The sequence below is a fragment of the Pseudonocardia pini genome, assembly GCF_013870575.1.
In the GTDB taxonomy this organism is placed as follows: Bacteria; Actinomycetota; Actinomycetes; order Mycobacteriales; family Pseudonocardiaceae; genus Pseudonocardia; species Pseudonocardia pini.
This window is the reverse complement of record NZ_JACBXB010000023.1, coordinates 1-19,277: the sequence shown is the minus strand read 5'-3', so window position 1 is coordinate 19,277 and position 19,277 is coordinate 1. Positions and strand designations below refer to the sequence as shown.

The 19,277-nt window shown below is 71.7% G+C and carries 19 protein-coding genes; 12 read left to right on the top strand and 7 right to left on the bottom strand.

What is annotated here, in order from left to right; all coding sequences use genetic code 11:
• Window positions 1-742, top strand: a 742-nt coding sequence (locus H5J29_RS03225) for a class I adenylate-forming enzyme family protein (RefSeq protein ID WP_181779389.1), incomplete at its 5' end; no start/stop codon positions are given.
• 861 nt (window positions 743-1,603) lie between these two features.
• Here the strand turns inward: H5J29_RS03225 and H5J29_RS03220 are convergent.
• The 6 genes from H5J29_RS03220 to H5J29_RS03195 all read right to left on the bottom strand — a co-directional run bounded on the left by H5J29_RS03220 (window position 1,604) and on the right by H5J29_RS03195 (window position 8,604).
• Complete coding sequence (locus H5J29_RS03220) at window positions 1,604-2,032, bottom strand: MaoC/PaaZ C-terminal domain-containing protein (RefSeq protein WP_220186920.1); 429 nt, start codon at window positions 2,030-2,032, stop codon at window positions 1,604-1,606.
• Between the two features lie 26 nt (window positions 2,033-2,058).
• Complete coding sequence (locus tag H5J29_RS03215; protein ID WP_312858036.1) at window positions 2,059-2,505, bottom strand: FAS1-like dehydratase domain-containing protein; 447 nt, start codon at window positions 2,503-2,505, stop codon at window positions 2,059-2,061.
• The gene (locus H5J29_RS03210; RefSeq protein WP_181779387.1) at window positions 2,502-4,124 is read right to left on the bottom strand and encodes a PEP/pyruvate-binding domain-containing protein; all 1,623 of its coding nucleotides are present in this window, start codon (window positions 4,122-4,124) and stop codon (window positions 2,502-2,504) included. Before H5J29_RS03210 ends, H5J29_RS03215 begins: the two co-directional genes overlap by 4 nt.
• Before the next feature lie 65 nt (window positions 4,125-4,189).
• Window positions 4,190-5,857: an AMP-binding protein gene (locus tag H5J29_RS03205; protein WP_181779386.1), complete on the bottom strand. Its 1,668-nt coding sequence runs from the start codon at window positions 5,855-5,857 to the stop codon at window positions 4,190-4,192.
• 195 nt (window positions 5,858-6,052) lie between these two features.
• Window positions 6,053-7,132 (bottom strand): alcohol dehydrogenase catalytic domain-containing protein, encoded by a 1,080-nt coding sequence (locus tag H5J29_RS03200; protein WP_181779385.1) that lies wholly within the window; start codon window positions 7,130-7,132, stop codon window positions 6,053-6,055.
• Between the two features lie 26 nt (window positions 7,133-7,158).
• Entirely contained in the window at window positions 7,159-8,604 is a 1,446-nt protein-coding gene (locus H5J29_RS03195; RefSeq protein WP_181779384.1) for an aldehyde dehydrogenase family protein, read from the bottom strand.
• 99 nt (window positions 8,605-8,703) lie between these two features.
• Between H5J29_RS03195 and H5J29_RS03190 the strand changes: the two genes are divergently transcribed.
• The 10 genes from H5J29_RS03190 (at window position 8,704) to H5J29_RS03145 (ending at window position 18,073) form a co-directional block, all read left to right on the top strand.
• Entirely contained in the window at window positions 8,704-9,099 is a 396-nt protein-coding gene (locus H5J29_RS03190) for a PEP-utilizing enzyme (protein WP_220186919.1), read from the top strand.
• A 30-nt stretch (window positions 9,100-9,129) separates the two neighbouring features.
• Window positions 9,130-9,480, top strand: coding sequence for a hypothetical protein (locus tag H5J29_RS03185; protein ID WP_220186918.1), 351 nt, complete (start codon window positions 9,130-9,132; stop codon window positions 9,478-9,480).
• Entirely contained in the window at window positions 9,477-10,685 is a 1,209-nt protein-coding gene (locus H5J29_RS03180; RefSeq protein WP_181779383.1) for a cytochrome P450, read from the top strand. The genes H5J29_RS03185 and H5J29_RS03180 overlap by 4 nt, the downstream gene beginning before the upstream one ends.
• Window positions 10,682-10,870 carry a ferredoxin gene (locus H5J29_RS03175; RefSeq protein WP_181779382.1) on the top strand — a complete coding sequence of 63 codons (189 nt, stop codon included), beginning with the start codon at window positions 10,682-10,684 and terminating at the stop codon, window positions 10,868-10,870. Before H5J29_RS03180 ends, H5J29_RS03175 begins: the two co-directional genes overlap by 4 nt.
• A 51-nt stretch (window positions 10,871-10,921) precedes the next feature.
• Window positions 10,922-12,235, top strand: coding sequence for a hypothetical protein (locus tag H5J29_RS03170; RefSeq protein ID WP_181779381.1), 1,314 nt, complete (start codon window positions 10,922-10,924; stop codon window positions 12,233-12,235).
• A complete protein-coding gene (locus tag H5J29_RS03165; RefSeq protein ID WP_181779380.1) occupies window positions 12,235-13,173 on the top strand; it encodes a DUF7064 domain-containing protein in 939 nt (312 codons plus the stop codon). Before H5J29_RS03170 ends, H5J29_RS03165 begins: the two co-directional genes overlap by 1 nt.
• 2 nt (window positions 13,174-13,175) lie before the next feature.
• Window positions 13,176-14,165, top strand: a complete 990-nt coding sequence (locus H5J29_RS03160) for a DUF7064 domain-containing protein (RefSeq protein ID WP_181779379.1) — start codon at window positions 13,176-13,178, stop codon at window positions 14,163-14,165.
• A gap of 13 nt (window positions 14,166-14,178) precedes the next feature.
• Window positions 14,179-14,787, top strand: a complete 609-nt coding sequence (locus tag H5J29_RS03155) for a MarR family transcriptional regulator (protein ID WP_181779378.1) — start codon at window positions 14,179-14,181, stop codon at window positions 14,785-14,787.
• 179 nt (window positions 14,788-14,966) lie between these two features.
• Window positions 14,967-16,154 carry an acyl-CoA dehydrogenase family protein gene (locus tag H5J29_RS03150; protein ID WP_181779377.1) on the top strand — a complete coding sequence of 396 codons (1,188 nt, stop codon included), beginning with the start codon at window positions 14,967-14,969 and terminating at the stop codon, window positions 16,152-16,154.
• Complete coding sequence (locus H5J29_RS03145) at window positions 16,151-18,073, top strand: AMP-binding protein (RefSeq protein WP_181779376.1); 1,923 nt, start codon at window positions 16,151-16,153, stop codon at window positions 18,071-18,073. The genes H5J29_RS03150 and H5J29_RS03145 overlap by 4 nt, the downstream gene beginning before the upstream one ends.
• Before the next feature lie 46 nt (window positions 18,074-18,119).
• On the opposite strand, the gene H5J29_RS03140 is transcribed toward H5J29_RS03145, so the two are convergent.
• Complete coding sequence (locus H5J29_RS03140; protein ID WP_312858035.1) at window positions 18,120-18,872, bottom strand: FadR/GntR family transcriptional regulator; 753 nt, start codon at window positions 18,870-18,872, stop codon at window positions 18,120-18,122.
• A 99-nt stretch (window positions 18,873-18,971) separates the two neighbouring features.
• On the opposite strand from H5J29_RS03140, the gene H5J29_RS03135 reads away from it, so the two are divergent.
• Window positions 18,972-19,277, top strand: a 306-nt coding sequence (locus tag H5J29_RS03135) for an acyl-CoA dehydrogenase family protein (protein ID WP_181779375.1), incomplete at its 3' end; no start/stop codon positions are given.

Below are 19,277 nucleotides of genomic sequence, written 5' to 3'. Positions count from 1 at the left end.
GCTGCGGCATCTCTCCTACGGTGGCGGCCGGATGCCCGCACCGGTGGTCGCGCGGGCTCTGGAGCTGCTCCCACACGTCGACCTCGTCAACGCCTACGGCCTCACGGAGACCAGCTCGACGATCGCCGTCCTCGGTCCGCAGGACCATCGTGACGCGCTGAGCTCGGCGGATGCGGCCGTCCGGGCGCGGTTGGGCTCCGTGGGGCGACCGCTGCCGACCGTGGAGATCGAGATCCGGGACGAGGCGGGCGAGGTGCTGCCCCCCGGGCAACCGGGCGAGATCATGGTTCGCGGCGAGCAGGTGTCCGGGGAGTACCTGTCGCACAGCGCGATCGACGCGGACGGCTGGTTCCCGACCCGCGACCGCGGCTTCCTCGACGCGGCGGGCTTCCTCTTCCTCGACGGCCGGGCCGACGACGTGATCGTCCGCGGCGGGGAGAACCTGTCCCCGGGTGAGATCGAGGACGTCCTGCTCGCCCACCCGGCGGTGGCCGAGGTGATCGTGCTGGGCATGCCGGACGTCGAGTGGGGCGAGGTGCCGGTCGCGGCGGTCGTGCCCGCCTGGTCCGTCGCCGACGAGGATGCGTTCGCGGAGGAGCTGCGCGGCCACGTGCGGGAGCGGCTCCGCTCGGCCAAGACCCCGACCCGTATCCACCTCAGGGACACCCTGCCGCACACCGACACCGGCAAACCGCTCCGACGGGTCCTCCGCCAAGAGCTCGGCGCCCTGAGCCCGGCCTGAGCACCGGGATGGCGACCGGCGACCTGTGACGGTCGGGCCTGCGGAGACGGGCAGAACCCGTGGGCCGGCGCGTCCTCGGTGGGCGGTCTCGGGCCCGAGGACCGCGGAGCCGTGTCCCGACGCCGCACCGGAGGCTGCCCGACGATCGCGACGATCGCGTCCCCGACCCCTATCCCCGCCGGACGCAGAAACCGCGCTCCCGCATTCCCTTGCTGGTCGCCGGTCCCGCTGCCCTCGCCGCGGCCGTCGTGCTCCTCGCCCCGGGTTGGGTGGCGCCCTTCCCCCCGGTGCAGGCGACTTCGCGGGCATCGTCGTGCCACCCGATGGAGCGCACCTGATGGGGACCGACCAACTGGGCCGCGGGCGCGCCAGTACCCCCACGAGCTGTCCGGCGCAGAGCCGGAGGACGCTGCACAGGCCCTGATCGACTCGGCCCTCGCCGCGGGGGGACTCGACAGCGTCGCCGTCGCAGTCGCCGACGTGGGAAGCCGGCATGGCGACGTCGGTCCACGTCTACGACGTCTGTGAGTTCTAGAACCAGCCGTTCGTCTCCAGGTGTCTGCGTAGGGGCTCCGACAGGTGCCGGCGACTGTCGAGAGGTCGCGGTGCCGGGCATGAAGGTCGTTCCTGCGCAGGGGCTCGTGGTGAGCCACACGGTTTCGTGGATCGTGGAGCCTGCGGACGGGCTCGTCCGTGCGCCACGGCTCCGCCCGCTCCCGACCCAGCGCGGGCCCCGGGTACCGAGCTCGGCGTGCCCGCGCCGTGGAAGCCCCTGTCGCAGAACAGCTCGGCCGCGGTCGTCACCGTCCGCCCGCCGGACGCCGGCAGAGGACACGAACCGCCGTTCCGCCGTGACCCGCGTCAGCGGCCGTCGTCGGGCGAGGGCGCGGAACGGCCGTTCGCCGAGACGGCGGCGATCCTCGCTACCCCGCGGACGACGTCCGCGGAGCCGACCGAGGCGCGCAGCTCGAGCTCCGCGACCGGGGTGCCGTCGAGGTCCGCCCAGCCGGTGACCGCACCGGTGAGGCGCAGGAGCGCACCCAGCCGGACCGGGGCGAGGAAGCGCACCTCGAGCTCACGCAGGTACTCCACCCCACACCAGTCCGTCAGCCAGGACGCCAGCATCCCGGCCTGCATCTGGCCCATGGCGATGACGGTGTCGAAGCCCGCCTTCTCGGCGAACGCCGCGTCGTGGTGCAGCGGGTTGAAGTCCCCGCCCGCCCCGGCGAAGCGGACGATGTCGGTCTGGCTGATCGGACCCAGCTCGCGCTCGGGGATGCTGTCGCCCACGGACACCGCTCGCGCCCGTCGTGAGGTCACCGGCCACGCTCCAGCACGGTCTCCTGCCACTCCACCGCGGTGGCCCCCTCGGCGTCGACGAACGCGGTCTCCAAGGTGAGGCGGCGCATCGGTGGCCGCCCGGAGCGGCCGCCGACCTGCTCGTCGGCCACGAGCCGTCGGGTGCCGCGCAGGCGGTCGCCCACGACGAGCGGACGGTGGTACCGCCACCGCACCCCGCCCACCATCACCCGCTCCAGGGCGAGGCCGAGGTGCGCCACCATCGCCCGTTGGTCCCGGTGGTGGCCGCTGACCACCACGTGTGTGGGCGTGGCGGCCAGGGCGGTGAACCCCGCGGTGGCGGCGGCCTCGGAGTCGGAGTGCACCGGGTCGAGGGCGGCTGTGGCGCGGGCGAACTCGCCCACCTTGCCCTCCTCGACGGTGAACGCGACCTCGTCCACCACGTCCCCCACCACCAGGCTCACCGGTCGGCCGCCCAGGACTCCAGCTGCGCCAGCTCGGGCAGATGCTCCGCGAGGACGGCCTCGTCGTCCAGCGGGGAGCCCGCGGCCTCGGCCGGGTCGCCGCCCAGCCAGACCTCGCCGGTCGTGCCGTCGAGGGTGACCAGGTCACCGGGGGCGATCGTGTGCAGGCCGTCGGAGGTGCGTGCGCCGCCGCCGTCGATGACCAGCGCCTCGACGCCGACGACCGCGGGCAGGCCCCACCCGCGAGCGACCACGGCCGCGTGACTGACCAGGCCGCCGGTGCCGGTGATCACACCGACCGAGACGGCCATGCCGGGCACGTCCTCCGGACTGGTCTCGGGGCGGATGAGCACGATCTCCTCGTCGTCATCCGCGTCCGCCGCCTCCTCGGAGCTGAAGACGGCCTTGCCCGTGACCCGCCCAGGCGAGGCGCCGAGGCCCTCGGCGATCGCGTCCCCGCGCTGCTGGGTGGCGGCGGCGGCGAGCACCGCCTGTCGGGCCGTGGCTCGGATCTCCGCACCCACCCGCTCCACTGCCTGCTCGCGGGTCAGCGGCGAGTCGGGCTCCTCGGCCATCTGCACCGCGGCCCGGACGGCGGCGACCGCGCTGCGCTTGCCCACCCGGGTCTGCAGTACCCAGAGCCTGCCCTGCTCCAGGGTGAACTCGACGTCGCAGATGTCCGCGTAGTGGTGCTCGAGCGTGCCCAGCACGTCGTCGAGCTGGTTCCAGACCGCGGGCAGCTCCGTGCCGAGGGTGTCGATCGTCTGGGTGCGGGCGGTGCCGGAGACGACGTCCTCGCCCTGCGCACAGGGGAGGTAGTCGCCGTAGCGGCGCGCCTCGCCGGTCGCGGGGTCGCGGGTGAAGACCACCCCGGTACCCGACTCACCGCCGCGGTTGCCGAACACCATCGCCTGGACGTTCACGGCGGTGGCGAGCGTGCCCGTCAGCTTCTCGCGCTGAGCATAGGCACGTGCCCGCTCGCTGCCGCACGAGCGGAACACCGCTTCGATGGCGGCACGGAGCTGGGCGAACGGGTCCTGGGGGATGTCGACGACGGTGCGGACCCGTGCGATCTCCTCCCGCAGGGCCGTGACGTCGTCCGCGGGAGCCTCCGGGCCCAGCGCCTCGGCGGCCGTCCCGAGCACGGTGGTGGCGTACATGCGGACGAAGCGGCGGTAGCAGTCCCAGGCGAACCGCTCGTCGTCGGAGACCCGGGCCAGACCCTCGACGGTCTCGTCGTTCAGACCCAGGTTCAGCACCGTGTCGAGCATGCCCGGCATCGAGCGGGGTGCCCCACTGCGCACCGCCAGCAGCAGGGGGTCGCCGGGGTCGCCCAGGCGGCGACCCAGGGTGTGGCCGAGCGCGGCGGTGTGGTCCTCGACGAGCGCGTCGAGCTCGCCCGGCCAGCCCTGCTCGAGGTAGCGGCGGCAGGTGTCGACGGTGATGGTGAACCCCGGCGGTACCGGGAGCCGGAGCGCCGTCGTCATCTCGGCCAGTCCGGCGCCCTTGCCGCCGAGGACCTCGGCGAGGGTCCGAGCGGGGACGCCGTGGTCGTGGTCGAACGGGAAGACGCTGGTGCGCGTCCCCGTGCTGACGGGGGTCACAGTGGGGGAGGGCATCGTTGCGAACCTCTGCGGGTCGTCGGGACGGTCGGCGCGGGGGCGGCGCTGGGGGGAGGTGCCGGTCAGGCGCCGGAGGTGACCTGTTCCACCTTGTCGGCGATGTCCTGGCGGAGGAGGTGCTTCTGGATCTTCCCGGTCGCGGTGGTCGGGATGTCCGTGACGATCTCGACACGCTCCGGGGTCTTCTGGATGGCGAGACCGCGGTCCTCCAGATACGCCTTGACCAGGTCCAACGTGGGCGGGTTCGCCGTGTCGGTGGGCACGATGTAGCAGCAGACGCGCTCGCCCAGCCGGAGGTCCGGCATGCCGACCACCGCGTTCGCCCGGATGCCCGGATGCTCGGCCAGCAGGTCCTCGATCTCACGGACGCTGATGTTCATGCCGCCGCGGATGACGATGTCCTTGGTCCGTCCGGTGACCCGGACGTAGCCGTCTGCGTCGCTGCGACCCAGGTCGCCGGAGCGGGAGAAACCGGCGGGGGTGTAGAGCTCCGCGGTCTCCTCCGGTCGGCCCAGGTAGGCGAGCATGTGACTCGGCCCCGTGTAGGCGATGTCGCCCTCCTCGCCCACCGGCACCTCGTTCCCGTTGTCGTCGACGACCTGGACGGCGGAGTACGGCAGGGCCGCGCCGTCGGAGGTCAGTGACTTCTCGGGGTCGTCGTCGACGGTGCAGGTGGTGGTGCAGAGGTTCTCGCTGCGCCCGTACAGGCTCAAGATCTTGGCCGCGGGGAACGCGGTCCGGGCGCGCTCCACGACCGAGCGCGGGATCGGGGCCCCGGCGGACACCCAGACCCGCAGGCTGGACGCGTCGTGTTCGGCGGGGTCGAACACGTCGAGAGCCATCTGGATGAAGGTGGTGGCGGTGACGGTCACCGAGCAGCGGTACTCGGCGATCTCGGCCAGGCCTCGGCGCGGCTCCCACTCCGCCATCACGTGGGTGGAGCCGCCGGCCAGCAGCGGGATCAGCACGCCGGTGACCAGGCCCGTCGTGTGGGTGATCGGAGAGGGGCTGAACCCGACGTCCTCCGGGGTGAACGCGAACGCGGTGTTCAGCGCCCGGGCGCCGGAGGCGTAGGTGTTGAAGGTGTGCACGCAGCCCTTGGGCCGGGCTGTGGTGCCCGAGGTGTAGACGATCACGTACGGGTCGTCCGCGGTGACCGGGGAGCCGAGGGTCGCGGCGGCCTCGACGGCGTCGACCTCGCTGAGCAGGTTCGCGAGCGGAACCACGACACCGTCGGCGTCGACCTCGGCCCGCACGGCGGCGATGGTGTGCACCGTCGGCCGGGTCGCGGCCAGGTCGCGGTACATCCCCAGGTGGTCGAAGTTCTTGAAGGTCGACGCCGTGAACACCGCCGACACCTGCGCGTCGTCGAGGACGTGGCCCACCTCGTCACGACGGTAGATCGGCATGATCGGCACCATGATCGCGCCGAGCCGGGCGATCGCCGCGGCCACGACCGCGAACTCGGCCCAGTTCGGCAGCTGGACGGCCACGCGGTCACCCGCCCCGACCCCGCGCTCGCGCAGGCCGATGGCGAGCCGTGCCGAGAGGTCGCGCAACTCGGCGTAGGAGAACGCCGTCGTGCCGTCGGTGATGAAGGTCTTGTCCCCCCAGGTCTCGGCCTGGCGGGCGATCAGCTCCGCGAACGTGTCCGTGCTCCAGCAGCCGGAGTCGTAGTAGCCCTGCACCTCCGTCGCCGAGTAGCGATCGCTGAGGGTGGGAATCTCCATCGATTTCCGTCCTGGTGTTCGGTCCGGCCCGTGCCGGAGCGGCGGTCCCGATTCGGTCTGAAGTTACAATGGTCTGGCCGAAAACTCAACGAGCGGGGCGGCCTGGGGAGAGGCGGACGACGGACGGGCACGTGGCGGCGACCGGGGACGTCCGCACCACCCGGAGCGAGAGCGACTCGCTCCGGGCGAGGCTGCTCATTCCATCGTGAGGACGGTGCGGACCACCGAGCCGTCCCGCTGGGCCGCGACCACCTCGTTGATCTCCTTGAGGTCCGCGGTGCCGCTGATCAGCTTCTCGATCGGCAGCCTGCCGGTCCGCCAGAGGTCGACGAGCATCCCGATGTCCCGGCGCATGCTGATGCCGCCGTGGAAGCTGCCGGTGAGCTTCTTGTCGTCGTGGAACAGCTCGTAGGCCGACAGCGGCACGGTGTCGCCGGGGCGACCGGCACCGACCACGGTCACGGTGCCGCCCCGGCGGACCGCCTTCCAGGCGGCGAGCACGGTGGGCGGCTGACCGACCGCATCGACGACGACGTCGAGGTCCTTCGCCTGCTCGGCGAACTCGTCCGGCGACAGTGCCTCGGTGGCGCCGAGGCTCAGCGCGGTCTGTCGGCGGCGCTCGGTCGGGTCCACCGCGACCAGCCGGGAGGCTCCCGCGACGACGGCGCCGAGGATCGCGTTCAGCCCGACGGCGCCCGCGCCGATCACTCCGACGGTGTCGCCGGGGGTGACGTGGGCGCTGCGCAGGGATGCGCCGACGCCGGTGGGGACCGCGCACCCCAGCATGGCGGCGACCGGGAAGGGCACGTCGTGCGGGATAGGGAGGATGGCCCGGCGCCGCAACACGGTGCGCTCGGCGAAGGTCGCGGTGTTCATGCCCTGGTGGACGGGCTTGCCCTCGATGGCGAGGCGGTGGGTGGAGGTGTGCTCCTTGCCCGCCCGCGCGTCCGCCGTGGAGGTGCGGCGTGCGCAGAGGTACTCGTCGCCGCGCAGGCACGGCGTGCACTCGCCGCAGGAGGGCACCCACAGCACCAGGACGTGCTGCCCGATCTCCAGGTCGGTCACGCCCTCGCCGAGCTCGTCGACGACCCCCACGCCCTCGTGCCCCAGGACGACCGGGGTGGGCTGGCCGAACACCGTGGTCAGCGACAGGTCCGAGGCACACACCCCGGCCGCCCGCAGCCGGACCCCGACCTCGCCGGGCCCGGCCGCGGCCAGGTCCACCTCGCCGATCTCGAACGGACCACCCGAGGTCCACTGGACTGCTGCTCGCATCGTTGCTGCTCCTGTCGTGGGGGTGACTAGCTGCGGGGGAGGCGGTGGACGGAGGTCAGGGAGAGGTACTCCTCGATGCCCTCGAGGCCGAACTCGACGCCCAGGCCGCTGTCCTTGTGCCCGGCGAAGGGCGCGGCGGCGTTCGAGCCGTAGTGGTTGATGCCGATGGTGCCCGCCTCGAGGCGGTCGGCCACCGCGGCCGCGCGCTCGTCGTCCCGCGAGAAGACCGTCGCGGCGAGACCGTAGGGCGTGTCGTTCGCGATCGCCACGCCCTCGTCCAGCGAGTCGTAGCCCAGGACGGACAGCACGGGCCCGAAGATCTCCTCGCGCGCGATCGTCATCGAGGGGGTGACCTCGTCGAAGACGGTGGGCTCCACGAAGTAGCCGCGGTCCCGACCGGCCGGGGTCCCGCCGCCGACCACGGCCTTGGCCCCCTCGGCGTGCCCGCTCTCGAGGTAGCCGACCACCCGGTCACGCTGGCGGGCCGACACCAGTGGGCCGAAGAAGGTCGACGGGTCGAAGGGGTCGCCCAGCGGAGCCGACGACACGACGTCGGCGACCAGGTCGACGATCTCCTTGCGCCTGCTGTTGGGCACGATCAGCCGGGTGCAGGCCTTGCACGTCTGACCCGTGTTGCGCATCGAGACCTTGAGGATGGTGCGGGCGATGACCTCGGGGTCGGCGTCGTCGAGCACGAGGGCGGGCGACTTGCCGCCCAGCTCGAGCACCACCGGCCGCAGGGTCCGGCCGCACGTCTCGCCGATGGTGCGCCCGACCGCCGTCGAGCCGGTGAACGAGATCTTCCGGACGAGCGGGTGCTCGACGAGCGCCTGGCCGGTCGCCCCGTCCCCGGTCACCAGATTGACCACGCCCGCGGGGAGCCCGGCGGCCTCGACCGCCTCCATCAGCATCCGCGCGGCCAGCGGGGTCTCGGCGGCAGGCTTGATCACCACCGGGCAGCCGGCGACGAGGGCCGGTCCGAGCTTCACCACGATGAGGCTCAGCGGGTAGTTCCACGGGGTGATCAGCCCGGCCACCCCGACCGGACGGCGCTGGACCAGCGTGTCGCCGGGCGCCATGGGGTTCGGCCGGATGTCCTCGGCGAACACCGCGGGGCCGGTCTCCGCGCAGTGCCGGAGGTGGGTCGCCGCTGTCGCCGGGGCGTGCGACGACTCGGCGACGGGCGTGCCGTTCTCCCGGGTGATCGTCTCGGTGAGCCTGGACGCTCTCCGGTCGATCTCCTCCGCCAGCTCGGCGACGAGACGGCACCGTTCGGCGACGGAGGTCGTCGCCCATCCGGTGGCGGCCGCGTGCGCGGCGCGCACCGCCGCATCGACGTCCGCGGCGTCCGCGCTGACGACGTCGGCCAGCACTTCCTCGGTGGTCGGGTTGGTGACGGGGGTGTGCCGGTCGGAGCGGGAGGCTCGCCAGCGGCCGGCGACGTACACGTCACCGATCTGGTCTACGGGCATCGAGGCGTCCTTGACACGAAGTGAGTGGGCCCACATCATACCCACGTTCGGACTGACCATTTAATCGGTCGACCGCAGCCAAGCCTCTTGGAGGAGAAGTTGTCAACGGAGACGCTCATCGGTACGGGCATCAACGTCTTCACGTCGGACGTGCATGCCGTCGGGAGGATCCGCTTCCTGGACTCCCCTGAGGAGGTGTTGGACTTCATCGACGGTCCCGACGTGGACCAGACGGTCGTGATCTCCCGCGGGGGCACGACCACTTTCATGTCGCCTGCGCTCATGGCGGGCGTCGCCGGTCTCATCACGCTGCAGGGTGCGCCGGAGAGCCACCTGGGCATCCTGTCCCGCGAGTTCTCGATCCCCTGCGTGATGTCGACGGCCTTCACCGACGGCATCCAGACCGCGCGTGGCGAGACGATCCCGGCCGACGGCAGCACCGTGCGCCTCGACATCACCGGTGACAAGGGGCAGGTCTTCCTCGTCTCCGAGTGACGCAGCCGCCGCGGGGACCGAGAGGGACGCATGAGCGAAGAGATCGACGTTCAGCTCGAGAAGTTCGGCGCGAAGACCGAGCTGTTCGGCTTCGTGTCCCACTACGACGGCCGTGCCGGGATGGGCGACACCGGCCCGTACCCGCTCCCCGACGGGCGCTTCGCTATCGTGCGCGACCACTTCCTGAACGAGACCGCGTACCCGTGGTCCGGTGTCGCGGAGGGCCTGCCCTCCTGCGTCACCGAGATGATGATCTTCCCGTCCGACGACTGGGCCTGGCCGGTACTCCCCAGCGGCAAGGCGGCAGAGGTGCGCACTCCCGTGCCGCTCTTCGGCGCGGGCTTCCCGAACGTGACGAGCAAGGAGACCCAGAGGGCATGACCACCGCGACCCACGGCGCAGCGCAGGTCGACCTCAGCGATCTCACGCCCTTCATCGAGGGGCGGGAGCACGAGCTGTTCCGCGAGATCCGCGAGAACGACCCGCTCCACTGGAACGCCGAGCCGAACGGCGGGCCCGGTTACTGGTCGTTGACGAGGTACGCCGACCTGATCACCGCGATCGAGGACCCGACGACCTTCGTCAACGGGCTGGGGACTCAGATCCCGAGCCGTCGGGTGGAGGGCCACACGCCCACGGTGCACAACATGGACCCGCCGCGGCACACCGCGATGCGGAAGGTCGCCACCCCGCATCTGCGCGCGGTGAAGATCAAGGAGTGGCAGGACCTGATCGAGACGTCCGTCTCGACGATCCTGGACGACATCGCGGGCAGGGGTGAGGTCGAGCTGGTCTCCTCGGCGTCGGCGCTGCTCCCGATCCAGGTGCTCGGCCAGGTCTTGGGCGTGCCGGCCGAGGACTGCCCGTTGCTGGCGAACTGGACCGACCGGGTGATCTCCGACGACCCGGAGTTCATGCGGGGCCCGGACGAGAAGGAGCGGGCCCGTGAGGAGTTGTTCGACTACTTCCGCGGGCTGACCGAGGCGCGGCGGGCCGAGCCGCGCAACGACATCGTGTCCAAGCTGGTGGCGGCCCGGATCGAGGACGAGCCGCTGTCCTGGGAGGAGCTCGCCGCGTACTACTTCGTTCTGGTGGGCGCCGGGAACGAGACGACCCGGAACCTGCTGACGGGTTCGGTGCTGGCCTTCGCGGAGCACCCTGGGGAGTGGGAGCGGCTGCGCGCCGACCGGTCCCTGCTGCGGCCGGCGATCGAGGAGCTGCTGCGTTTCATCACCCCGATCCGGGCGATGCGGCGCACGGCGACCAAGGACGTCGAGTGGCACGGCCGGACGGTGAGGCAGGGCGACAAGCTCGTCCTGTGGTTCCAGGCGGCGAACCGGGACCCCGAGGTCTTCGCGGACCCGGACACGCTGCGGGTCGACCGCACGCCGAACCAGCACCTGGGGTTCGGTTGGGGCATCCACACCTGCCTGGGCTCGCACCTGGCGCGCGCCGAGGTGTCGACCTTCCTCCGTCAGATGCTCGAGCGCGACCTGCGCATCGTGCCGGTCGCGGAGCCGGACCGTCTGCACACCAACCAGTTCCACGCCTTCAAGCGGTTGCGGGTGCGGGTGGAGCAGGCATGAGGGTGACCGTGGACCGGGACGTGTGCGTGTCGCACGGCCAGTGCGAGTACAACGATCCCGACCATTTCCAGATCAACGACGACGGCGATCTCGAGCTCGACGAGAACCCGCCGGACGCCTCGCGGGACAGCGTGCTGCGTGCGGTGTCGGCGTGCCCGGTGCGTGCGCTGTCCGCCGAGTCCTGAGCCATCCCCTCGAACACCCTGTAAGCGATCTTCACCGTCGAAGGAGCAGCGATGTCCGAAGCAGACGACTTCATGAAGTTCGTCGAGAAGTACCTGGCGGAGGTGCCCGGCGGTCCCGCCGGGGACCAGGAGATGCGCCGCCGCGACCCCTCGCCGTTCGTCGACACGACCGCGGCCGACATCCGGCCGGACAAGCTGACCGACGAGCAGATCCAGAGCTGGTTCGACTACATGTCGTGGAACCTCTGGGAGCTCATCGCCACCCGGTCGACCGAGGGCGAGTCCGGGCTGATCCCGCGCCAGGAGTACGAGACGCTCTCGTTCGTCCAGCAGTGGAGCGTCAACCCCGATGCGATGCGGCTGATCACCGACAAGGTGGGCGTCGACGGGCTCGTCGAGCTCGGCCGGGTCCCGCGCCGCGAGATCGGCACGAAGGTCAACCACATCCGTAACTACGCCAGCGCGCTGATGGCGATGCTGGGCCGCGGGGTGTGTGTGTCGCTCGAGCAGTTGGACCCGACCGTGCGGCGCGACGACATCCAGGACTGTATCCAGTTCGCCCGCCGCACCTGGCACGGCACCTGGGGTGACGGGCCGGGGCTGGCCTCGGGTCGCGGCTTCCAGCTGCCCGTGCTCGAGGACGACGTCCTGCAGCCGCTGCTGGCTGCGGCGAAGCCGTTCGAGGACGACGAGGAGCGCACGTTCTTCCGCCGGTTCAACGGCACCACCGAGCTCTTCGGGTTCCTCATGCACTACGACACCCGCCTCGGCATGGGTGACACCGGCCCGTACCCGCTGCCGGGTGGCGGCTTCGCCCTGATCCGGGACCACTTCCTGCACGAGACCGGCTTCGAGTGGTCGCACATCGGTGAGGGCCTGCCCTACGCGGTCACCGAGGTGCTGTGTTTCAAGCCGGACCCGATCCAGCTCACGATCAACGACATCGGGACCACGTTCACCAAGCCGCAGGACTACCTGAAGAGCCTGGACCGGGTCGCGGTGTTCGCCCGCGACACCATCGACACGCCGATGTCCGGCATCCGTCCCGTCGGCCACGACGAGATGAAGAAGATCGTCACCACCTGCCAGGCCGGGGTGCTGTCGATGTACAAGATCCTCGCCAAGCTCAGCCGGGACGAGAAGATCCGCAACGGCGTCCGGATGTACTCCCACGAGTTCATGCGCCCGCTGGCCTACCGGGCCGGGGCCTGGGACGAGATCCTCGCCAACGGATTCGACGACCTCGCCCCCGCCACCCAGGAGGCCTGGCCCATCCTCACCGGCGGCCGCGCCGCAGAGATCCTCGCGCCCGTCTTCCTGCTGGGCAAGGGCTTCCCACCGCTGAAGAGCACGGCGGTGGTCTGATGCTGACCCCCGCCGACGATCGGCGACATCGGCTGGACCCGGGCCCGCTGGCCAGGGAGAGCCTGATCTTCCTGCTCTTCCTGCCCGAGGAGAACCTCGGCATGATCGCCTACACCTGGGTGGACGGCGAGAGCGTCGCGGGCTCGATGATCACCGTGTTCCGCCGGGACGACGAGCGGGTGATCCACCACGTCGTGCAGGGTGTGGAGATGGACCGCGCCGCGGACTTCACCGACTGGCGGGTCGGCCCGCTGCACGTCCGCCACGGGGAGCCGCACAAGGACGCCCACGTGACCTTCGAGCACGAGGGCGTGTCGCTGGACTACCGGTTCACGGCGATCAACCAGGCGTTCAGCTACCACGACAACGCCGACGGCTGCCCCGCCTTCCTCGCCGACGACCGGCTGGAGCAGTGCGGGCTGGTCACCGGCACCCTCACGATCGGCGACGAGCGGATCCCGTTCGACACCACCGGCCACCGCGACCACTCCTGGGGCACGCGGGACTGGACGGCGTTCCACCACTACAAGTGGGTCAACGTCCAGGCGGGCGCGGACATCGCGGTCAACTTCATGCACGGCCTGGCCATGGACCGCCAGTACGAGCTCGGCTACGTGCACCGGGACGGCGAGCAGTCGCCCATCGTCTCGATCGAGGCCGACGTGGAGCGCGACGACGAGTTCTACGCCTACACCTCGGCGCGCTTCGTGCTGACGGACGAGAAGGGCCGGGTCACGGAGATCGAGACCGGCGACCGGACGTCGCTGATCGTGTGGCCCGCGGGCGGGCTCGTCTCCCGGGACGCGGCGAGCGCGTGCACGGTGGCGGGCCTGCCCGGGATCGTGCACGTGGAGGAGGGGTGGGTGCCCGAGTTCGTCGAGCACCGACTGGCCTCGGCCGCGACGCGCAGGCTCCAGCAGGCCGGGGTGGGGGAGTAGGAATGGCGTTCATCCCGCTGGAGGTCGGTGGCGAGGACCGGCACATCTTCTACTCCGCCACGGCGGACGACCAGATCCGCGAGTCCCTCGCCTACCTGCTCCCGCTGCCCCACCTGGGCCTGGGGATCATCGTCTACACCTGGGTGCACGCCGCGGGGAGGGACGGTCAGGGCCGGGCGGGCTCCATGGCGGTCGTCTACGGCCCCGGCGTCGATGCCAGCGTCTCCGAGGCGTCCGACGGCATCGGGGTCCCGGACTCGATGGGCTTCGAGGACTGGCGGGTCGGCTCGATCACGCTCGAGGCCGCGAAGGACGCGATGACGACGCGCCTCCGGTTCGCAGGCGAGCGGATCGACCTGGAGTACGAGTTCCAGGGGATCAACCCGCCCTTCGCGTTCGTGCGCCACCCGGGCGGCTGCCCGTCCTGGCTGGCGGACGACCGCTCCGAGCAGGGCGGCCGCGTCGTCGGCACGCTGGTGCTGGACGGCGTGCGCCACGAGTTCGACACCTTCGGCCACCGCGACCACTCGTGGGGCAGGCGGGACTGGGGCGGGCCCACCCACTGGAAGTGGTGGAACCTCATGGCCCCGGACACGTCGATCCACCTGATGGAGCTGCAGTACTTCGGGAAGACGACCCTGCACGGGTACGTCCACCGAGACGGCGTCACGTCGGTGATCACCGACTACGACATCGACGTGCGGTTCGACGGCCAGGTCATGCAGCAGGAGCTGAACGGCACCATCACCGACGAGGACGGCCGGACCACCCGGATCCGGACCTGGCACGGTGCCGACCTGCACTGGCCGGTCAGCCCACACCTCACGCTGCACGAGGCGTCGATGCACTCCGAGATCGAGGGTGTGCCCGGCGCGGCCTACATCGAGATGGCCTGGCCACCCGCCTACCTCGCCCACCACAGCGAGGTCGAGGAGGCAGACGCCAGCCGGCTCACCGTCGACCGCGAGGTCGAGCCCGCGGGACAGTCCTGAGAGGAGTACGACGATGGCGGACACCGAACGGTTCCTGGTGGTCCACGCGCTGAAGGTGAAGGGACTCGCCACCGCCGAGGACCTCGTCGAGATCACCGGGCGGAGCGATCTCGCGCCGGTGCTCGACGAGCTGACGGGTGAGGAGCTCGTCAAGCTGCGGACGGGGCGCATCGGTGGGTACACCCTGACCAAGGAGGGTCGCGAGGCCCACCCCGGCCTCGTGGCCGGCGCGGTCACCGAGGGCGAGCGGGGCGGTGTGAGCCGGGCCTACGAGGAGTTCCTCCCCGTGAACACCCGGTTCAAGGACGTCTGTACCCGGTGGCAGGTGCGGGACGGAGAGACCAACGACCACTCCGACGAGGCGTACGACGCCGCGGTGGTGGCGGACCTCGACGCGGTGCACACCGACGTGGTCAGCGCCCTCGCCCCCGCGGCGGAGTCGTCGCCGCGGTTCGGGCGCTACGCGAACCGGTTCGCGGCAGCGCTCGAGCGGGTCCACAGTGGTGACCACTCGGCGTTCGCCCGTCCGATGAGCCACTCCTACCACGATGTGTGGATGGAGCTGCACGAGGACATGCTGCTCACCCTGGGCCGTGAGCGGGACGCGGCCGACGGCCACTGACCGGCCAGGACCGGCAGCCGATCGGCGGCCGGTCGACCGTCTCGCAGTGACTCCGCCCCCCGGCACCCTCGGGCCCGCGATCGACCGGTCGCGGGCCCGAGGTGTTCTTGTGACACTCTTATCGTGGACTTTGGTCCGACCGATAGCATATTATCGGTCGAGATCGAGAAGGAGCTTTCATGGACCTCGCAGACTCCCCGGAGGAGGCGCAGTTCCGGGAGCGGGTGCGGGCCTGGCTCGCGGAGTCGCTCCCGACCCTCCCGTGGCCGGAACCCGTCGAGCTGGCGGACAAGCTGCCGTTCTGGCGGCAGTGGCAGCGCCTGCTGTCCGAGGGCGGCTACGCCGGGATGTCCTGGCCGCAGGAGTACGGCGGCCAGGGTGCCGACGCGAAGATCCGCGCCGTCTTCACCGACGAGGCGGACCGCGCGGGCGCCCCGGAGCGGCTCAACACCGTGGGCGAGGACTTCGCGGGCCCCACGATCATCGCCTTCGGCACCCCCGAGCAGAAGGAGCGCTTCCTGCGCCCCATCCTCACCGGGGACGAGCTGTGGTGCCAGCTGTTCTCCGAGCCGGACTCCGGTTCGGACCTGGCGTCGCTGCGCACCCGGGCTGAGCGGGTCGAGGGCGGCTGGCGGATCACCGGCCAGAAGATCTGGACCAGCCGCGCGCACCTGGCGACCAACGCCATCCTGCTGGCGCGCACCGGCGGCGCGGACCTCCCGCGGCACAAGGGGATCAGCTACTTCCTGCTGCCGCTGGACAGCGAGGGCGTCACCGTGCGGCCGCTGGCGCACATGCTCGGCGAGGCCGAGTTCAACGAGGTCTTCCTCGACGACGTCTTCGTGCCCGACGAGCTGGTCCTCGGCGAGGTGAACGGCGGCTGGAAGGTCGCCATGGCCACGCTGGGCTTCGAGCGCGTGGGCATCGCGACCGGCCGGGTGAACACCAAGCGGGCGGTCGACGACATCGTCGACGAGATCCGTGGGACGACCGACGCCGCGGGCGCGCCGCTGGGGGCCGACCCGACCGTCCGACGGAAGGTCGCGGACCTCTACGGCCGCGCGCTGGTGCACCACGCGATCGGGCAGCGCGTGCTCACGATCGCCGCCGACGGCGGGACGCCGGGACCGGTGACCTCGATCGGCAAGCTGTACTTCTGCCCGCTGGTGGAGGACCTCGCAGACTTCCGGCAGTCGTTGTCCCCCTTGGGCGGGCAGCTGGCGCCGGAGGAGCAGTCCCCGGCGGAGAGCCGCTGGCAGCGCCTCGCCTACCAGGCGCGCGGCACCGCGATCGCGGGCGGCTCGACGTTCATCCAACGCAACATCGTGGCCGAGCGGATGCTCGGGCTGCCGAGGAGTGGGTCGTGACGTACGTCTGGACCCCCGGGCCCGAGTACCTCGAGGACTCCCGGGTGGCCCGCTTCGCGCGCCGCCACGGCGTCGACGGGATCGAGGCCCTGCGGGCCCGTTCCGTCGCCGACGTCGGCTGGTACTGGGACGCCGTGGTCGCCGACCTCGGCCTGCGCTTCTTCCGGTCCTACCACCAGGTCCTGGACCTGTCCCGCGGCGCGACCGACCCGGACTGGTTCGTGGGCGGCGAGCTCAACGTCGCCGACGCGTGTCTCACCCGCTGGGCCGAGGATCCCGAGGCCCGGGACCGCACGGCCGTGGTGCACGAGGCCGAGGACGGCACGGTCGACACGCTGACCTTCGCCGAGCTCGAGGACCGGGTCCGCCGCGTCGCCGCCGGCCTGCGCGGGCTCGGCATCGGTCGCGGGGACGCCGTCGCGCTGTACCTGCCGATGGTCTCCGAGGCGGTCGTCGCGTTCTACGCCGCCGCCCGGATCGGGGCGGTGCTGGTGCCGCTGTTCTCCGGGTTCGCCCCCGGGGCCATCGCCTCCCGGCTCGCCGACGCGGACGTCGAGGCGGTCGTCGTGGCGGAGTCGACCGTCCGGCGTGGCCGCACGGTCGGGATGCTGTCCCCGATCCGCGAGGCCGTGGCGCAGAGCCCCTCGGTGAAGCACGTGATCGTGGTCGGCACGCCCGGCGAGGGCGAGACCGGCTGGTCGAGCCTGCTGGCGCACGACCCGGAGACCGGCCCGGCCGTGCCGATGGCCGCCACCGACACGCTGCTGCTCGCCTACACCTCGGGCACCACCGGTCGTCCCAAGGGTGCGGTCCACACGCACGCGGGCTTCCTGGTGAAGACGGCGAGCGAGGTCGCGTACTCCTTCGACGTCGGGCCCGGCGGGGTGTTCTGCTGGATCACCGACATGGGCTGGATCATGGGCCCGCTGTCGATCGTCGGCACGCACGCCAACGGGGCGGCGCTGGTGCTCTACGAGGGCTCGCCGGACGTCCCGGACCTGAGCAGGCTGTGGCGGCTCGCCGAGCGGCACCGGGTCACCATGCTCGGGGTGTCGCCCACCCTGATCAGGACGATCCGCTCGGCGGACCTCGGGTCGTTCGACCTCTCCTCGGTCCACACCCTCGGGTCCACGGGGGAGCCGTGGGACCCGGAGTCCTACGAATGGTTGGCGCGCAGCGTGTTCGACGGCCGCGTGCCGGTCATCAACTTCTCCGGCGGTACCGAGGTGGGCGGGTCCTTCCTCGCGCCGTACCCGATCGAGCCCATCCGCAGCTGCTCGCTGGGCGGGCCGTCGCTGGGCATGGACGTGGACGTCGTCGACGGCGCGGGGGAGCCCGTGCGCGGTGAGGTCGGCGAGCTGGTCTGCCGGCAGCCCTGGCCCGCGATGACCCGCGGGATCTGGCGGGACCGGGAGCGCTACCTCGAGGCGTACTGGTCGACCTTCCCCGGGCTGTGGCGTCACGGCGACCACGCCGTCGTCGACGCGGACGGGCAGTGGTTCCTGCGCGGCCGCTCGGACGACGTGATGAACGTGGCGGGCAAGCGGCTCGCCCCCGCCGAGGTGGAGGCGGTGCTGATCGCGCACCCCGCCGTGGCGGAGGCCGCCGTGGTCGGCGTCCCCGACTCCAAGAAGGGCGAGGCGGTGTGGGCCTTCTGGGTGCCCCGCGACGGCTCCCCGGACGGGGCCGAGGCGATCGCCGAGGAGCTGCGCCGCCGGGTGGGGGAGGAGCTGGGCAAGCCGTTCGCCCCCAGCCTCGTGTGCCGGGTCAGCGAGCTGCCGAAGACCCGTTCCGCGAAGATCATGCGGCGCGCGGTCCGGGCCGCCGCGCTCGGCCAGGACCCCGGCGACCTGTCCGGTGCCGAGAACCCGGGCGCGCTCGACGTCGTCCGCGCCGCCGTGGAGCTCGTCGATGGCTGAGCCCACGGCAGCGGGCACGGCGACCAGGGTCGCCGTCGCCCGGACCCTAGTCCTCCTCGGGGACCGCGACCGTGGTGCGGTCGTCGACCTCCAGGGCGGCCGCGGCGTAGGAGTGCACGTGCCGCATCATCCGGCGGACGGCCGCGTCGGCATCCCGTTCCTTGATCGCCCGGGTGACCGAGCGGTGCGCGCGGACGGTGATGTCGCGGACCTCGGCGTTGATGAAGCCCTCGGTGTTCGTCGCCGTGTAGATCGCGCGGGACAGGGCCATCATGATGCCGGTGAGGATCTCGTTGTGGCCCGCCGTGGCCACCGCGATGTGCCAGTCCACGTTGGCCCGCAGGAAGTCGTCGAGGTCGGCGCTCGCGGCGATCTCCTCGTTGGTGACCTCGAGCCTGCGCAGGTCGCCGCTGGTGCGGTGCAGGGCGGCCAGCCGGGCGCAGGAGGGCTCGATGGCCTCCCGGGTCTCGTGGACCGAGGCCAGCCGCAGCTGGCGGCCGCGGATGAGCAGGTCCAGCGAGCTGGCGACGGACTCCTCGCCGGGTTTCTGGACGAAGGCCCCACCCGCCCGGCCCGCCTTGATCCGGATGAGGCCCTGCACCTCCAGGATGCGGAGCGCCTCCCGGACGGTCGTGCGGCTCATCCGGGTCTGCACCACGAGCTCGCGCTCCGGTGGCAGCGGCGTGCCCTCGGGGTACTCGCCGGAGAGGATGCGTTCGCGCAGCTCGTTGGCGAGGACGTCGGAGGCCTTGGGGACCTCCATGGGGGAGAGTCGGATCGCCGATCGGGCGTCACTCACGGGGTCCTCCCTTCGTGGTCTAAAGGTCAGACCCAATCTAGCATCGGATACGCGGACACCGCGGCATCGCCGCCGCAGCGAGTCGAGTAGGAGCACTACATGCGTTGGGAACTCTCCGCCGAACAGGCCGACTTCCGCTCGGTGCTCGCGGACTGGCTGGGCGACGCGTGTGCGCCCGAGACGCTCCGCGAGTGGCTGGCGGGTGGCGACCACGCCGGGTTCGAGGAGCGCTTCGTCGCCGACGGCTGGTTCGGTGTGGGGTCGGCCGAGGACGTCGGGGGCGAGGGCGGCGGCCTCGTCGAGCTGACCCTGGCCGCGGAGGAGCTCGGCCGCCGGGCCGCACCCGCGTCCGCCTGGCTCGGGTCGATGCTCGCCGTCACCACGCTGGCCCCCATGCCCGAGGCG

Coding starts and splice junctions, on each gene's coding strand:
- H5J29_RS03210 (WP_181779387.1), bottom strand. CDS start 4,124: ATGCCCTCCCCCACTGTGACCCCCGTCAGCACGGGGACGCGCACCAGC.
- H5J29_RS03205 (WP_181779386.1), bottom strand. CDS start 5,857: ATGGAGATTCCCACCCTCAGCGATCGCTACTCGGCGACGGAGGTGCAG.
- H5J29_RS03200 (WP_181779385.1), bottom strand. CDS start 7,132: ATGCGAGCAGCAGTCCAGTGGACCTCGGGTGGTCCGTTCGAGATCGGC.
- H5J29_RS03195 (WP_181779384.1), bottom strand. CDS start 8,604: ATGCCCGTAGACCAGATCGGTGACGTGTACGTCGCCGGCCGCTGGCGA.
- H5J29_RS03185 (WP_220186918.1), top strand. CDS start 9,130: ATGAGCGAAGAGATCGACGTTCAGCTCGAGAAGTTCGGCGCGAAGACC.
- H5J29_RS03180 (WP_181779383.1), top strand. CDS start 9,477: ATGACCACCGCGACCCACGGCGCAGCGCAGGTCGACCTCAGCGATCTC.
- H5J29_RS03175 (WP_181779382.1), top strand. CDS start 10,682: ATGAGGGTGACCGTGGACCGGGACGTGTGCGTGTCGCACGGCCAGTGC.
- H5J29_RS03170 (WP_181779381.1), top strand. CDS start 10,922: ATGTCCGAAGCAGACGACTTCATGAAGTTCGTCGAGAAGTACCTGGCG.
- H5J29_RS03165 (WP_181779380.1), top strand. CDS start 12,235: ATGCTGACCCCCGCCGACGATCGGCGACATCGGCTGGACCCGGGCCCG.
- H5J29_RS03160 (WP_181779379.1), top strand. CDS start 13,176: ATGGCGTTCATCCCGCTGGAGGTCGGTGGCGAGGACCGGCACATCTTC.
- H5J29_RS03155 (WP_181779378.1), top strand. CDS start 14,179: ATGGCGGACACCGAACGGTTCCTGGTGGTCCACGCGCTGAAGGTGAAG.
- H5J29_RS03150 (WP_181779377.1), top strand. CDS start 14,967: ATGGACCTCGCAGACTCCCCGGAGGAGGCGCAGTTCCGGGAGCGGGTG.